This is a genomic window from Paenibacillus sp. QJM3NY_38 (assembly GCF_056173265.1).
On the sequence record NZ_CM149665.1, the window covers coordinates 3,044,002 to 3,058,960 of the forward strand.

At 49.1% G+C, this 14,959-nt stretch carries 13 protein-coding genes; 9 read left to right on the forward strand and 4 right to left on the reverse strand.

The annotated features are described in order from the left end of the window. Positions 1-49: 49 nt before the first annotated feature. Positions 50-3,400 (reverse strand): discoidin domain-containing protein, encoded by a 3,351-nt coding sequence (locus tag AC0VZ8_RS14160; protein ID WP_475487279.1) that lies wholly within the window; start codon positions 3,398-3,400, stop codon positions 50-52. 226 nt (positions 3,401-3,626) lie between these two features. Between AC0VZ8_RS14160 and AC0VZ8_RS14165 the strand changes: the two genes are divergently transcribed. Further along, positions 3,627-4,349 (forward strand): response regulator transcription factor, encoded by a 723-nt coding sequence (locus AC0VZ8_RS14165; protein ID WP_475487280.1) that lies wholly within the window; start codon positions 3,627-3,629, stop codon positions 4,347-4,349. A 49-nt stretch (positions 4,350-4,398) separates the two neighbouring features. On the opposite strand, the gene AC0VZ8_RS14170 is transcribed toward AC0VZ8_RS14165, so the two are convergent. After that, a complete protein-coding gene (locus AC0VZ8_RS14170) occupies positions 4,399-4,893 on the reverse strand; it encodes a C40 family peptidase (protein WP_071218205.1) in 495 nt (164 codons plus the stop codon). Positions 4,894-5,161: 268 nt separating this feature from the next. Beyond that, the gene (locus tag AC0VZ8_RS14175; RefSeq protein WP_260067423.1) at positions 5,162-5,806 is read right to left on the reverse strand and encodes a thiamine diphosphokinase; all 645 of its coding nucleotides are present in this window, start codon (positions 5,804-5,806) and stop codon (positions 5,162-5,164) included. A 136-nt stretch (positions 5,807-5,942) separates the two neighbouring features. Here AC0VZ8_RS14175 and AC0VZ8_RS14180 point away from each other — a divergent pair, with 136 nt between their 5' ends. Both AC0VZ8_RS14180 and AC0VZ8_RS14185 read left to right on the forward strand, forming a co-directional pair. Beyond that, positions 5,943-6,590 (forward strand): trimeric intracellular cation channel family protein, encoded by a 648-nt coding sequence (locus AC0VZ8_RS14180; protein WP_216531665.1) that lies wholly within the window; start codon positions 5,943-5,945, stop codon positions 6,588-6,590. An 80-nt stretch (positions 6,591-6,670) separates the two neighbouring features. Then, positions 6,671-7,135 (forward strand): low molecular weight protein-tyrosine-phosphatase, encoded by a 465-nt coding sequence (locus tag AC0VZ8_RS14185; protein ID WP_071218203.1) that lies wholly within the window; start codon positions 6,671-6,673, stop codon positions 7,133-7,135. Between the two features lie 306 nt (positions 7,136-7,441). Here the strand turns inward: AC0VZ8_RS14185 and AC0VZ8_RS14190 are convergent, their stop codons facing one another. Further along, positions 7,442-8,170, reverse strand: coding sequence for an alpha/beta hydrolase (locus tag AC0VZ8_RS14190; protein ID WP_475487685.1), 729 nt, complete (start codon positions 8,168-8,170; stop codon positions 7,442-7,444). A 256-nt stretch (positions 8,171-8,426) separates the two neighbouring features. On the opposite strand from AC0VZ8_RS14190, the gene pdhA reads away from it, so the two are divergent. The 6 genes from pdhA (at position 8,427) to AC0VZ8_RS14220 (ending at position 14,934) form a co-directional block, all read left to right on the forward strand. Continuing rightward, positions 8,427-9,494 carry a pyruvate dehydrogenase (acetyl-transferring) E1 component subunit alpha gene (gene pdhA / locus AC0VZ8_RS14195; protein ID WP_113056870.1) on the forward strand — a complete coding sequence of 356 codons (1,068 nt, stop codon included), beginning with the start codon at positions 8,427-8,429 and terminating at the stop codon, positions 9,492-9,494. Between the two features lie 149 nt (positions 9,495-9,643). Then, the gene (locus AC0VZ8_RS14200; protein WP_071218200.1) at positions 9,644-10,621 is read left to right on the forward strand and encodes an alpha-ketoacid dehydrogenase subunit beta; all 978 of its coding nucleotides are present in this window, start codon (positions 9,644-9,646) and stop codon (positions 10,619-10,621) included. Between the two features lie 29 nt (positions 10,622-10,650). Then, entirely contained in the window at positions 10,651-11,970 is a 1,320-nt protein-coding gene (locus AC0VZ8_RS14205) for a dihydrolipoamide acetyltransferase family protein (protein ID WP_071218199.1), read from the forward strand. Between the two features lie 3 nt (positions 11,971-11,973). Continuing rightward, on the forward strand, positions 11,974-13,389 hold the full coding sequence (gene lpdA / locus AC0VZ8_RS14210; protein ID WP_475487281.1) for a dihydrolipoyl dehydrogenase: 1,416 nt from the start codon (positions 11,974-11,976) through the stop codon (positions 13,387-13,389). 200 nt (positions 13,390-13,589) lie between these two features. Beyond that, complete coding sequence (gene thyA / locus AC0VZ8_RS14215) at positions 13,590-14,384, forward strand: thymidylate synthase (protein WP_475487282.1); 795 nt, start codon at positions 13,590-13,592, stop codon at positions 14,382-14,384. Between the two features lie 61 nt (positions 14,385-14,445). Beyond that, a complete protein-coding gene (locus AC0VZ8_RS14220) occupies positions 14,446-14,934 on the forward strand; it encodes a dihydrofolate reductase (protein ID WP_475487283.1) in 489 nt (162 codons plus the stop codon). The last annotated feature ends 25 nt before the right edge of the window (positions 14,935-14,959 follow it).

Below are 14,959 nucleotides of genomic sequence, written 5' to 3' on the forward strand. Positions count from 1 at the left end.
TCAAAAGGAGGAGTCGCAATGGACTCCTCCTTTTGATGTATAAGCCGGGTTATTGCACGATCAATTGAAAACCGTTCTGAATGAAAAACAAATCAGGATGAGCGATATTCTGCGTTGTCAGATTGTTAAATGTTGCCGACCCATTGCCCGTATAGGTGTAAATTGCCGCACCTGGATGAGGATTCGAGAATCTGGAGGATGTGACTCCGTCAAGACCCGTACCGTCAATATGGATGTTGTTAAACACGATGTTCTGAAAACCGCCGCCATAACCAAGCTGAACGGCACTGCGCTGGGTGTTCAGGATATCGATGTTGGTAAACGTGACATTGCGGATCGCATCATTTGACGCTTCCAGATCGATGGCGCCGCGTTCTCCATCGTACAGGTCTTTACTGGTTCCACTCCCAATGATCGTGGTATCGGAGAACAGAATGCCGGTATTGTTCTGGAAATGGTAACCCGGGAACACGGTATTCATTCGAATACCGGAACCGCCTACGGTGTCAACAATCAGGTTGTGAGTAGCCTTATGACCGCTTCCCCCAAAAAATGCGATAGCTGCCGCACGCCAATTATTTTCGATGGTGTTATAGGAGAAGTTGTTGTTAACGCCCGCAGGTGCGCCATTCACGTTACTCGTCCATACGGCGAGACCATCGTCTCCGTTGTTTCGAATGCTGCTGTTACGTACGGTTGAGTGGCTGGTTCCTTGGGCAAAATTAACACCGTCCGCCAGATTATTGCGGATCCGGCTGTTTTCAATGATCAGCCCTTCTGCAATCATGGCTGGGGTATGCGCATAATCGCCTACCCAGAACCCACACTCAAAATGTTCAACCCACACATTGTGGATTTTGGAGTTGGTGCCGAAGTTATCCATAAATCCCTTGTAGACTGCGTTTTGATTATAACGTGACCGCAGATTTGAGTTGAGGTAGATATGGCTGAAATCAAGCTGACCCGCGATCCGAAGCGATATCCCGCCAGAAGCGGCATTCGGGTTGGTAAATTGAATATTGGTATGCCACATGCCTGCCCCTATGATCTTGATGTCATCAATCATATTCCCAACCGAGCCGATCTTCCACATGTTGCCCAGATGGAATGTCCCCTCAGGAATGTACAAGGTTTTGCCGGTTGAAGCGGCAGCCTGCACAGCATCTTCAAACGCCGATAGGTCATCTTGGCCGTCGTTCGGCGTTGCACCGAAATCCGTTACGGATACCGAGTTAGCCGGGCGGGCGATTGCCGCGGGGACCGGCTCGATTTCGATAAAATCAACGCCATATTCCAGGTTATCCGCATTGGATTTCTGAATACGGATTTTGTCACCCGGCTGGAGCGGCGTATCCATCTTCCAGTGTACTTCATCGAACCGGAAGAGCGGGCGTCCTCCACCTGGGGCGTCTGCAGGATGATCGCTGGAAAAATATTGCCAGCTGTAGTAAGAAGTTAATGGAACGGTTTTTTTCTTCGCACCATTTACATAAACGTCGAGCGAGCCGGTTAATCCCATGCCGTTTGATGAGTCCGGCATCGTATAGCGCATAGTGACGCCGGCTCCGCCCTCACCTGGTCGAACCGTCCACTCCAGATTGGACCCGTTGGAAGGAAGCGCGACATAACGCTGCCCGGATGCTTCCGATGCTGTGAGCGCTTGATCGAATGTCGGTGCCGTCTTCAGCTGAGCTCCGCCGCCGCGTAATGCATCATCCGTATCGTATCGGGTATATGGCATACTGGCACCGCGAGCGGAATATACCGTGAGATTCGCCTGGCTGACGTTGTTCTCCCGTTTGAGGGGTACTTCGTTTGTGTCGGGTGCCACGGTTGTTGTTACTGTATAGCTGCCATTTGCCGCTGTCCATGTGCCCGGAATATGGATAGAAGCAGAGGAACCTGCAGCGAGGGCGCCATCATAACTTCCGGTTAAGGTTTGAATCGTTGAACCGGCCGGATTCTTCAGAGCGACGGATATCGCATGGGATCCGCTTGCCGTGGCTTTGTTGCCCTGGTTCTTAAGATTAACGGTAAAGGCTACTGCGTTCCCTGCGACTGGAGTGGCGGGTGTCCATTGTACAGTTCCTACCAAATCGGAACTTTCAACGGCACCGATGACGAGCGGGGACGCATGCGAATAGCTGTTATTTTCATTATTCTGTTCCATGATTTCATTATCCTCATCAACCTTGGCACTGACGGAATAGGATCCAGCGGCCTTGGTACCGACTTGTAGAGTTACCGTGGTGGAAGCACCTGCCGCGAGCGGAGCTACCGGGGAGGAGCCTGCTTTATCCGCATTTAAGTAATAATTGAGCGTCGTAGCCCCGGCTTCCACGGCCCCAATGTTTTTAACCGTAGCACGGAGTGTAATGTCATCGTTTTCAATCGGAGAAGATGGGGTCCATGACATATCCGTAATGGTCAGGTCCGGATTCTGGGCGGCTGTGCCGTAAACTTCGAATTCCGCAATCTGCCCGGCCGGTGCGCCGGTATTGGACGTTATGTTTAATTGAAGACGTTTCACGGTTGCCGTTACGGGAATCGTCACAAAGTTGCCGGACGCGGGGTTGAACGTATAGGACTGCGTCGATACCAAATTGCTAAAATTTGTTGTGCTCTGATCATGTCCGAGCACTTGTATGGTTTGCGTGCGCGTGCTCCATGCCGGAGAAGGATTCAGCTTCAGTACGATGGAGGTGATATCGTGATTCGTTCCCAAGTCGAGCGTCAGGGTGCTTGGATTGCTTCCGCCTTCCCAGTAGGTTTGGATGTCGTTGTCATTCGCTTGGGTTGCAGTGTACGTAAAGGTGCTTGAGGAGGCGGTAATCGGTTTGCCGCTGGCGATATTGTTTCCCGTTGGAGGCGTTGGCGGGGAGACCGATGGTCCATAAATCTCGAACTCAGACAGCTGCGCAGCCGGCCACGTCGTGTTGCTGGTTACGGTCAGGCGAACATATCTCGTGCTCGCTTCATCAAAACGGATGGTCACCGAGTTTCCTGATGTAGAGGGGTTAAATTCATAGTCGGCCGAGTCCGCCAAATTGGAGAATGTCGAACCGTTCGAGCTGCCTTGTACGGTTAGCGTTTGTGTCCGAGACTCCCAGGTGGCAGGAAGTTTAAGAACGACCCGGTTGATGCTGGTGTCAGCGCCAAGATCGATTTGAATCCACTGCGGAAACGCATGATTGGTGCTTTCCCAGTACGAACCCTGATTGCCATCGATAACGTTAGCTGGCCCGTAGGTTTGGGATTGACCGCTTGCTGTTACAGCTTTGCCAAGCGAGAGGTTGGTTTCGGCTGCTGCCGAAACCGGGGTTGGCGGCACTGCGGCACTGCATACGATAGATATCAGCATAGCCATGACAAGAGGCCATACCACGAGTTTGTTGCGCATGTTATTTTCCTCCTCCAGAGTGTTCACTCGATACTTTTCGATTAAATGAGCTAATCGGCGAAGATATCCCCCTTTCCTAATCCTTTATCCCATTATAAAAATAGCGCCGCTTCGGAGATAAGATGTATTACTACGGAAAACGTGCGTGATCCGAGCATTTTTGGAGTGAAAGCAGGATGAAACAGCCATACTTACATTATTAAGCGTTGAAAGCGGGGGGGAACCCGTGGAGAAAGTAATACTGATCGCGGCAGATCATCAAGATCGGGTCCAGAGTGTTATGGAGATATTGGAACAAGCGGGCTATAAGGTTAAACATGTCATGAATTATTCGGAAGTGGTCGCCGTTTTGCAGCGTTCAGGCGCAGACCTGCTGCTTATCGACAGCAGATTGCCGGGTATGAGCGAATTCAATCTCGTGGAGCGATTGACGGGCAAAAGGGAACAGATCCCGATCATCATCATCGGAAATGACGGTTCTGATGAAGCCATTCAGGCATTGGAGGCAGGTGCCCATGACTACATCCCTAATGATAGAGATACAAGGGAGTTGTTGGCGCGTATTGCCAATTTACTGAAACTATTTCAGACTGGTCGCATGGAACAAGAAGAAGTCATCCGAATCGGAGATCTGGTGATCGATCCTCTGAGCCGGAATGTATCCCGAGCAGAGGAAGCGATTGAGCTGACTCATCGCGAATATGATCTGCTGTTGTTTTTGGCTAGAAGGCAGGGGCAGGTATGCACGCGTGAGGATATATTAAAACAGGTGTGGGATTACGATTTTCATACGGGCACCAATGTGGTAGATGTTTATATTCTTCATCTGAGAGAAAAAATCGATCGAGGACGCAAACAAAAGCTGCTGCGAACGATTCGGGGAACCGGATATAAACTGCTATCGGAGGAAGAAATCAATGCTGCAAGCAAAAAAGACCGCCTTCCGTGAGAGGAAGACGGTCTTTGATATAATTCCATAGTAACAATGGAGTAATTAACTACAGTACGCGACGAGCTTTCAGGTAAGTTTTGCTCCAGTTGCCAGACAGGCTGGAGATGGTTACGCCAGGCTTGCCGTAGGTGTGCAAAATTTTGTTGTTACCCATATATACGGCAACGTGAGTCACGTTTCGGCCATTTGCACGGCTTCCGCTCGAGAAGAATACCAAATCGCCGGCTCTCAGGTTCGATTTCGATACTGCTTTACCCACTTTGGATTGAGCAGCAGATGTACGAGGCAGATTCACGCCGTATTTTTTGAAGATATGCTTCATAAAGGAAGAGCAATCAAATACTCTTGTAGTGGATGTAGATGCTCCGAATTTATAAGGTGTTCCCATATATTGTTTACCGAAGTTAACGACTCGAGTTCCTGTGCTTACCGATGCTGCTTCTACAGGAGCCGGTGGTGCAACAGTAAGAACTGCTCCTACACCCAAAGTTGCGCTCAAGCTGATTACTACGGCCTTCTTAATCCAATGCTGTCGATTCATGTTGTTATTACCTCCAAGCAGTTTTGTTTTTTGCGATGAACCGAGTATATCAGATTTGAAACCGACTATATTTTGGTTAATCGGCGCAAACCCTTGGGCCGCATGAAATGAAAGCGGATTATTAAAATATCATTAAAAGTTACAAAATATTAAGAAATGAGTGCAGTCGATGAGTTGGGAATGAGAAAAAACCCTTGATACACAAGGGTTTTTAGCGATGGATTTGATTGTTAACATTACCGTATCAAAGATGACAAAATAGTAACGATTAGCGGTCCTTACTCTGAATAATAAGGAGCAGACCGCCTTCGATCCGGACCGTCCCTTTGTCCTCAGCCAGCTTATTGCTGACTCCTAATGACTGCCCCAATCGCAAAGTGGCGTCGTGGAGCGGGTACTCGAATCCTTCGAGATTAATCCCGGTCACTTCCGTTGTCAGCGGCAGCAGGGAGACATATGTAAACCCTTTGTTCTCGACAATGCAGCTGGAGCCTGTCAGGGTAATAAAATTGTTCTCATCTAATATAGAACACGGAATATGATGTTGGAGTCCGCGAATTAGCATGTGGATATTAGCCAGTGTGTGATCGAGGCGTGTTCCCGTTGCTCCCAGAATCATGATGGATTCGGGGGAATGCTCCAGTGCCAGCTCGAAGGCGAGCTCGGTGTCGGTTAAATTTTTATCGATCGGATCACAGTCAATCACCTTGCCGCTCATGGAGCGTACTCGATCCATCTGTTCTGGCGGTATGGAGTCGAAATCTCCAACGGACAGGTCAGGTTTGATCCCATGTTCAATCAGATAGAGGGCTCCGCGATCAGCCCCTATAATGAAGTCCCCGTTTTGAACCTCATCCAGGAATCGTGGTGACAACTCCCCACCTGTAAAGATCAGGACGCGAGTATGTTTCATTATAATTCCTCCTTTTTCGAGAGAATTGTCATTGTATTCTAGTATAGAGCAGTTTTCATGCTTGCACAATTTTAATAGGCACGGCTACAATGTAGTATGTAAATTGACGGGGGAGCGGGGGAACTGAATTTTGGACATGCATGTATTTGACGTATTCAGTATCATTGGCACCATTGCGTTTGCCATGTCCGGAGCTTTTGTAGCTATGGAAGAGGAATACGATATTCTGGGGGTTGTGGTATTAGGTTTAGTCACGGCCTTCGGCGGGGGTATTATAAGAAACGTACTGATCGGCGTGCCGGTTACCACCTTGTGGGGGCAGGGCGATTTAATCATGCTTGCAATGATTTCGGTATTTGTAGCGTTTGTGCTGCCGCTCGGCTTGATTCAGCACTGGAAGAAAACGGAGGCGCTGTTCGATGCGATCGGACTATCTGCCTTTGCGATTCAAGGGGCTCTATATGCTACGCAAATGAATCACCCCATGAGCGCGGTGATTGTGGCTGCTGTGCTTACCGGAAGCGGCGGGGGAATGGTCCGCGATTTATTGGCAGGGCGGAAGCCGTTGGTGCTCCGTGATGAGATCTATGCGGTGTGGGCCATGATAGCAGGGGTCGCCATCGGCCTTGGCGTGGCCACCAAGACTTGGGAGCTGCTTACTCTGTTTGTAGTGGTGATAGTATTCCGGATGCTGTCCGTGCTTTATAAATGGAGACTGCCCAGAAGGTCGCTGCACGAGGGCCATCCAGCAGCAGCCAGTGGAAAAAAAGTCAGTTCAGGTTAATGGATGGTAGGTAACGTCATTCATGAATTAGAATTTCCTCGTGAAATGACGATGAATTATAGCGTGAAGGAGAGAGGATTATGGTATCCGTCTTGTTTGTATGTCTGGGCAATATCTGCCGCTCGCCGATGGCGGAAGCAGTGCTGCGACATAAAATTGAACAGCGTGGACTGCAGGATAAGATCAGCGTGGATTCTGCCGGCACAGGAGATTGGCATATCGGAAGCGTTCCCCATGAAGGAACCCGAAAGCTGCTGGACAGCTGGCAAATCAGCTACGAAGGAATGGTCGCCCGCAAAGTGGTAAGCCAGGACCTCGTCAAGTTCGATTACGTTATCGGCATGGATGATTCGAATGTGACGAATTTGCGCAAGCTAGCGGGAGGCGACCAGGCCGCGATTCTGAAGTTTATGGATTTGCTCCCTGATGAAAAGCTGCGTGAGGTGCCGGATCCGTATTTCACTGGAAATTTTGATGAAGTGTACCGTCTTATTGATGCGGGGTGTGACATCTTACTGGACAAAATCATGAAAGAAAAGCTATAATCGATTCGAACAAGCGGTGAGTCAACCGCTTTTTTGACGAGAATAATTGAAAGCGATACCAAGAAGAACGGGCTGCTGAACATAAAAGATGAACAATGCACATTCCAGAAAAAATGCGCGGTTGTTCATCTTTTTTTGAAGTGAAGCAATAGGAGCGCATAGCTTGCGCTTCCTGTTGCATCAAAGGTATTCTTTTTTGCCAACTGCTTTAAAGCGTAAAGCGTAAAAAGTCCCCAGTGGGACAGGCTATGAACTTTGCTGTAACAGGTCATTTATATAAGCCAACGGATTTTGCCAATCAATCGATTAATCCAGGAAGTACATAAGAGCAGCAGGGAGCTCTTTTTGCCAGAATCCCCAAAGGTGACGGCCGTCTTTTTCAAAATAGGATATTGTGGCACCCCGTTCTTCCAGCAACGCCTTTGTTGAACGATTCAATTCAACGAAGTTATAGACACCTGTATCGGTTGCGTAGTTGTCTTCTTGCAAGCCTACAATCATATAGATGTCGAGCCAGGACAAATCCTTCTCTTCTCTGATCATAGCCTGGGACTTCTCATAGAAGGCGCCGGACAAGCTGATGATTCGGGTGAAGAGATGCGGGTAACGCAAGGCCAGATGCACGGATACGCTTCCGCCAAGGGAGTCGCCGGCGAGTACTCTTTCGGCAGGCTCTTTGCGCACAGGATATTTTTGTTCGACGAAGGGAATAATCTCTTCGGCGAAGCAGGATAGGTAAGCGTCGAACCTGTTACCGAATGGCGCGTACTCCTCGGTGCGAACCTTGGTGTTCACTTCCACGCCTACAATGATGAACGGCTCCACGCCTTCTTCGAGAATGAGCTGGTTGGCCCAAGTCGCGATACGACCAAAATTGAAGAATTCCTCTCCATCCTGGCAGTACACGACGGGATAGCTGAGAATTTCATTGTATCCGGGAGGAAGGTAGATGCGCAGCGTTCGATTCTCCTGCAGAAACTGGCTTTCAATCACTTCTTTTACGATGGTTCGCTTCAATAAACGTTCATTCGTCATCATTCGTCACCTTTTTCGGGTTAGTTTTTGAAATGCGGTAAACAATAAGTTAAAATTACCCTGACATGTTGAAGTTGGCTGCTGTTCTATGATGTTTGTCATACTGTTATAGTATTATTCACAAACTGTTATACATACAAACGCTAAGAAATATGAAATTTTATCCCGTATTTCTTTGACGAATGAAGTAAAACAGGTGTATAATAATTCTATAACAGCGGAACTTGATATTCAAATATTTATTGAGGTGAAAAAAATGACCAAGGTTCCTTATGAAGTATATACCGAGGAAGTCGATACTCTATCTGTACTTTCCCCGGATGGCAAAATCGTAAACAAAGATCTTCTGCCTGAATTGTCAGACGATCAACTGAAAGAAATTATGTACCGTATGGTATTTACCCGTACTTGGGACGACCGTGCCGTAAATCTCGGCCGCCAAGGACGTCTCGGTTTCTATGCTCCTGTATCCGGTCAAGAAGCGACGATGGTAGGTAGCGAATTCGCGCTTGAGAAAGACGACTTTGTCTGCCCGGGCTACCGTGATATGCCGCAAATCGTATGGCATGGACTTCCGCTTTATCAAGCATTCCTCTATTCCCGCGGACATCAGCATGGCGGACAAATTCCGGAGGGTGTTAACGTATTGATGCCTCAGATCATCATTGGCGCGCAAATCTTGCATGCTATGGGTATCGCTATGGGTTACAAACTGAAGAAGCAAAAACAAGTGGTTATAACGTATACCGGTGACGGCGGCTCTTCCGAAGGCGATTTCTACGAAGGCTTGAACTATGCAGGCGTGTACAAACTGCCGGTTATCTTCTTCGTGCAAAACAACGGCTATGCCATCACGACTCCATTCTCCAAGCAGACTGCAGCATTGTCGATCGCACATAAAGCTGTAGCAGCTGGTATCAAGGGTGTTAAGGTTGACGGCATGGACGTCCTCGCTGTGATCAAGGCCGTTCGTGATGCTGCAGAACGCGGCCGCAATGGCGAAGGCGCAACGCTTATCGAAGCTGTGACATACCGTTTCCGTCCGCATTCCCTGTCTGACGACGCTTCGAAATATCGTACGAAGGAAGAAGAGGGCGAGTGGAACGAGAAGGATCCGATCGCACGTCTTGCGAAGTACCTGGAAGCAAAAGGCCTCTGGACAGAGGAAGATACAGCTCGTGTGAAAGAAGAAGCGAAAGCGAAAGTCAACGAGCAAATTAAAAAAGCAGAACAAACGGAAAAAATGACAGTACCTGGTTTGATCGACAGCATGTTCGAGCAAACGCCGAAGCATCTGGAAGAGCAGAAAGCTGATTTCCAATAAAAATGACGGCCGATGATTGTCAAAGGTTTGATCCTGGATAATCATCTGGTTTTGTCATGGCGGCATCAGGTCGGTTTTTGAACGTTTTGACATCGATATATACACTGGAATTTTTAGTGAACTGTATTTCTTAAGGAGGAAATGAAGCAATGGCACAAATGAACATGAAAGAAGCGATTCGCGACGCCATGCGCGTTGAATTGAGCCGTGACCCTAACGTTGTCATCTTCGGTGAAGACGTAGGTAATGTCGGCGGTGTTTTCCGGGTAACGGAAGGCCTTCAAAAAGAATTCGGGGAAGAGCGCGTATTCGATACGCCGCTGGCTGAGTCCGCTATTGGCGGTTTGGCAGTAGGTCTCGGTATTCAAGGCTTCCGTCCGATCGCTGAAATTCAATTCGTTGGATTTATCTTTGAAGCGCTTGACCAAATCGTCGTTCAAGCAGCGCGTATGCGTTACCGTTCCGGTGGACGTTACAACTCCCCGATCGTATTCCGTACGCCATTCGGCGGCGGGGTTAAAGCGGCTGAGCTGCACACCGATGCACTCGAAGGTTTGATCACGCAGACCCCGGGTATTAAAGTTGTAGTACCTTCCAATCCTTATGATGCAAAAGGACTCATGATCGCAGCAATTCGCGACAATGACCCTGTGTTCTTCATGGAGCACTTGAACCTGTATCATGCGTTCCGCGCTGAAGTTCCTGAAGGTGATTACACGGTTGAGCTTGGTAAAGCTAACGTGGTTCGCGAAGGAACCGACGTCACGATTATCGCTTACGGTTTGATGGTTCACACCGCAACGAAAGCGGCGGACGAACTTGAGAAGAACGGAATCAAAGCGGAAATCATCGACTTGCGCACGATCTCTCCAATCGACATCGATACCGTGCTTGCTTCGGTTAAGAAAACCAACCGTGCCATCGTGGTTCAAGAAGCGCAAAAGTCTGCAGGCGTAGCCGCAGAAGTTATTGCTCAAATCAACGAGAAAGCGATTCTGCACCTGGAAGCTCCAGTGCTTCGCGTGACTCCGCCGGATACCGTGTATCCATTCGCGCAAATCGAGGACACTTGGTTGCCTACTCCAGCACGTATCGTGGATGCCGTCAATAAAGTAATGAATTTCTAATAGCAGCAATTTCTAGGGAGGTTTTTCAGTTGGCAAAATTTGAATATCGTTTTCCAGAGCTGGGTGAAGGTCTGCATGAAGGTGAAATCATCAAAATGCATATCAAGCCAGGCGACAAAGTAACAGACGACGACATCATCATGGAAGTACAGAACGACAAGGCGGTCGTAGAAGTTCCTTGTCCCGTGAACGGTACGGTTCAAGAAGTTTTTGCCAAGGATGGTCAAGTATGCCGTGTCGGTGAAGTGGTAGCTATCATCGATGCTGAAGGCGACATTCCTGAGCAAGAGGCTCCTGCTGAAGAGCAGTCTGCACAAGAAGCTGACGCAGCTAAAGGCAGCGCGGATACAACTTCTTCCCCGGCTCAAGATGCACCGGCTGACGCTAAACAAGGCGGAAACGGTGGAGCAGCTGCACCAGCAGCGCCTAACCGTGAAGTTCTGGCTACGCCAAGCGTGCGTAAATTCGCTCGCGAGCAAGGCGTAGACATTGCACAAGTGCAGGGCTCCGGCAACAACGGTAAAGTGACTCGCGACGATGTTGAAGCCTTCAAGAACGGTGGAGGCCAAGCAGCGGCTCCTGCGCAAGAAGCAGCTTCCGAAGCGAAAGCAGCTCCTGCAGCAGCATCCGCAGCGGTGGACACTCGTGCAGAAGAAGAGCGCGTACCATTCAAAGGTATCCGTAAAGCGATCTCGAATGCTATGGTTAAATCGGCTTACACAGCTCCTCACGTTACGATTATGGACGAAGTGGACGTAACCGAGCTGGTAGCGTTCCGTACCCGCATGAAACCGATCGCTGAGAAGAAAGGCACGAAAGTTACGTATCTGCCATTCATCGTTAAAGCACTCGTTGCGGCTAGCCGTCAGTTCCCGGCTTTGAATGCGATGATCGACGAAGAAGCGAACGAAATCGTGTACAAAAAATACTACAACATCGGTATCGCTACGGATACAGACAACGGTCTGATCGTACCGGTTATCAAAGATGCGGATCGTAAGAGCATCTGGATGATCGCTGACAGCATCCGTGATCTGGCTGCTCGCGGCCGTGAAGGCAAACTGTCTCCTAACGAAATGAAGGGCAGCACGATTTCCATCACGAACATCGGATCCGCAGGCGGCATGTTCTTTACGCCAATCATTAACTTCCCAGAGGTTGCTATTCTCGGTACCGGCCGCATCAGCGAAAAAGCGGTTGTGAAGAACGGAGAGATTGTAGCAGCACCTGTTATGGCATTGTCCTTGAGCTTTGACCACCGTATCATCGACGGCGCAACGGCTCAAAACTTTATGAACTATATTAAACAACTGCTCGCTAACCCTGAGCTGCTTGTTATGGAGGTGTAACTAATGGTAGTTGGAGATGCTTCTTTAGATATTGATACTCTAGTCATTGGTGCTGGTCCTGGTGGTTATGTGGCGGCGATTCGTGCCGCCCAACTGGGCCAAAAGGTTCTGATCGTTGATAAATCGGAACTCGGCGGTGTATGCTTGAACCGTGGATGTATTCCTTCCAAGGCTTTGATCGCTGCAGCTCATCAGTTCGAGTCCGCTAAGCATGCCGATGCATTCGGTATTTCCGTGGAGAACGTAACGGTTGATTTCGCGAAAACACAGGAATTCAAAAACGGCGTTGTCAAAAAAATGACTGGCGGCGTAGCCGGTTTGCTGAAAGGCAACAAAGTGGAAGTTTTCAACGGCGAGTGCATGTTCATCAACGAAAACGAAGCGCGTGTATTCAATGATCATGAATCACCGCGTTACCGCTTCAAGAACTGCATCATTGCTACAGGTTCCCGTCCAATCGAACTGAAGCCATTCCCGTTTGGCGGACGCATCCTGTCTTCTACCGAAGCATTGAACCTGCCTGAAGTACCGAAGAGCATGATCGTAATCGGTGGCGGCTACATCGGTGCCGAGCTTGGTCAAATGTACTCCAAATTCGGTTCGAAAGTAACGATCATCGAAGGTCTGGACAGCGTTTTGGCTGGCTTTGACAAAGACATGACAAGCCTCGTTACGAAAAACATGAAGAAAACCGGTATCGAAATTATCACAGGTGCTAAAGCTGAAAGTGCCGAGCAAAACGATAAAGAAGTTACCGTGAAATACTCCGTGAATGGCGAAACTAAAGAAGTAACAGCAGATTACCTGCTGGTTACAGTTGGCCGTCGTCCGAACACGGACGGAGAGCTTGGCCTTGATCTGATCGGCCTCGATATGGATGAGCGCGGATTCGTGAAAGTCGACCATCAAGGACGCACAAGCATTCCTCATATCTTCGCGATCGGGGATATCGTATCCGGTCTGGCGCTTGCACACAAAGCTTCCTATGAAGGTAAAGTGGCTGCTGAGGCCATTGCCGGAATGCCGTCCGTCGTGGATTACAAATGTATTCCAGCCGTTGTGTTTACGGATCCAGAATGCTCCAGCGTAGGTTACACCGAAGCTCAAGCGAAGGAAAAAGGCCATAAAGTGAAAGCAGGCAAATTCCCTTACGCAGGTAACGGACGTTCCGTATCCTTGAACCATCCGGAAGGCTTCGTGAAGATCGTAGCTGAAGAAGGAACAGGACTTATTCTCGGAGCGCAAATCGTAGGTCTGGAAGCTTCCAACCTGATTGCAGAGCTCGGTCTTGCTATTGAGATGGGCGCTACGCTTGAAGATGTAGCCCTAACGATCCATGCGCATCCGACGCTTGGCGAAATCGTAATGGAAGCTGCGGAATTGGTTATGGGTCATCCGATCCACATCATTGCCCGTTAATCCAAACGACGTTCGTTTTTTCGAGTCATTATATATTCGGCCAGGAGGTAGAGAACGCGCAGGCGGTTTCTGCCTCCTGTTTTTTTATGTGGATACGGCAAGCGATAACCGTCCTCTTTCGGCAGGGTTATTTTAAGCATCCCAATCGTTCCACGAACATGGTAGACTGTTGATATGAGATTCTAGTGAGGTGACTATACATGAAACAATACTTGGAGCTGCTGCAAGACATTCTTGATCATGGCGTAGAGAAAGGGGACCGCACGGGGACGGGAACGTTATCCGTATTTGGAAGACAGCTGCGGTTTGACCTTTCTAAAGGCTTTCCTCTGATGACAACCAAGCGGATTCACTTAAAATCAGTGATCCATGAGCTTCTGTGGTTCTTAAGCGGGGAGACGAATATCCGGTATCTAAAAGAAAACGGCGTGCGGATATGGGACGAATGGGCAGATGAGAACGGCGATTTGGGACCGGTCTACGGCTCGCAGTGGCGAGCGTGGGAAACGCCGGATGGACGCCATATCGACCAGATTGCCAACGTCATCGATTCGATTAAAAACAATCCCGACTCCCGGCGGCATATCGTCAGTGCCTGGAACGTGGCAGAGATCGATAACATGAAGCTGCCTCCATGCCATTTTGTATTCCAATTCTACGTGGCGGGCGGGAAGCTCTCCTGTATGCTTACCATGCGTTCTGTGGACAGCTTCCTCGGGCTGCCGTTCAACATTGCAAGTTATGCACTGCTTACCCATATGGTTGCCCAGCAGTGCGGCCTGGAGCCGGGTGAATTCATCTGGTCAGGTGGCGACGTCCATATCTATTCCAATCATATGGAACAGGTCAGAACGCAGCTTGAACGCGAGCCTTATGCGCTGCCGAAGCTGGTCATCAAGCGCAAGCCGGAGAGCATCTTTGATTATACATTCGAAGACTTTGAATTCGAGGGTTACCAGTATCATCCAACCATCAAAGCGACCGTAGCTGTGTAAATAAACAAGTGGTACCGATATTCGGCGCAATTCATTTGTACAAGGAAGGAGTGACTGTATAATGATATCGATGATATGGGCAATGGGCAGGGACCAGGTAGTCGGGCTGAACGGCACCATGCCGTGGCGATTGCCGCGGGATATGGCCTTCTTCAAGGAGACGACCCTGCACAAAACGATTCTGATGGGGCGCAAGACTTGGGAGTCCTTTGGCAGTAAACCTCTGCCTCACCGAAAGAATATCGTGCTGACGAGAGACAATAGTTTCACGCTGACGGACGAAGAGGGCATCGTGATCCATGATGTGGATGAAGCCCTTCCCTACGCGGAGAACGCAGAGCTGATGGTGATCGGCGGATCCCAGATTTATGAATTGATGCTTCCGAAAGCGGATCGGCTGTACTGCACGTTTATTGATGAAACTTTTGAAGGGGATACGTTCTTCCCTGAAGTGAACTGGGACGAATGGAAAATTATCGAAGAAGTTCCCGGCATCACGGATGAGAAGAACCCGTATGCCTATCGGTTTGTTACATTTGAACGAAAATAAAGAGCTTGTGACGAGCTTTGAAGGG

Coding starts and splice junctions, on each gene's coding strand:
- AC0VZ8_RS14185 (WP_071218203.1), top strand. CDS start 6,671: ATGGTATCCGTCTTGTTTGTATGTCTGGGCAATATCTGCCGCTCGCCG.
- lpdA (WP_475487281.1), top strand. CDS start 11,974: ATGGTAGTTGGAGATGCTTCTTTAGATATTGATACTCTAGTCATTGGT.
- thyA (WP_475487282.1), top strand. CDS start 13,590: ATGAAACAATACTTGGAGCTGCTGCAAGACATTCTTGATCATGGCGTA.
- AC0VZ8_RS14200 (WP_071218200.1), top strand. CDS start 9,644: ATGGCACAAATGAACATGAAAGAAGCGATTCGCGACGCCATGCGCGTT.
- AC0VZ8_RS14220 (WP_475487283.1), top strand. CDS start 14,446: ATGATATCGATGATATGGGCAATGGGCAGGGACCAGGTAGTCGGGCTG.
- AC0VZ8_RS14180 (WP_216531665.1), top strand. CDS start 5,943: ATGCATGTATTTGACGTATTCAGTATCATTGGCACCATTGCGTTTGCC.
- AC0VZ8_RS14190 (WP_475487685.1), bottom strand. CDS start 8,170: ATGACGAATGAACGTTTATTGAAGCGAACCATCGTAAAAGAAGTGATT.
- AC0VZ8_RS14175 (WP_260067423.1), bottom strand. CDS start 5,806: ATGAAACATACTCGCGTCCTGATCTTTACAGGTGGGGAGTTGTCACCA.
- AC0VZ8_RS14160 (WP_475487279.1), bottom strand. CDS start 3,400: ATGCGCAACAAACTCGTGGTATGGCCTCTTGTCATGGCTATGCTGATA.
- AC0VZ8_RS14170 (WP_071218205.1), bottom strand. CDS start 4,893: ATGAATCGACAGCATTGGATTAAGAAGGCCGTAGTAATCAGCTTGAGC.
- pdhA (WP_113056870.1), top strand. CDS start 8,427: ATGACCAAGGTTCCTTATGAAGTATATACCGAGGAAGTCGATACTCTA.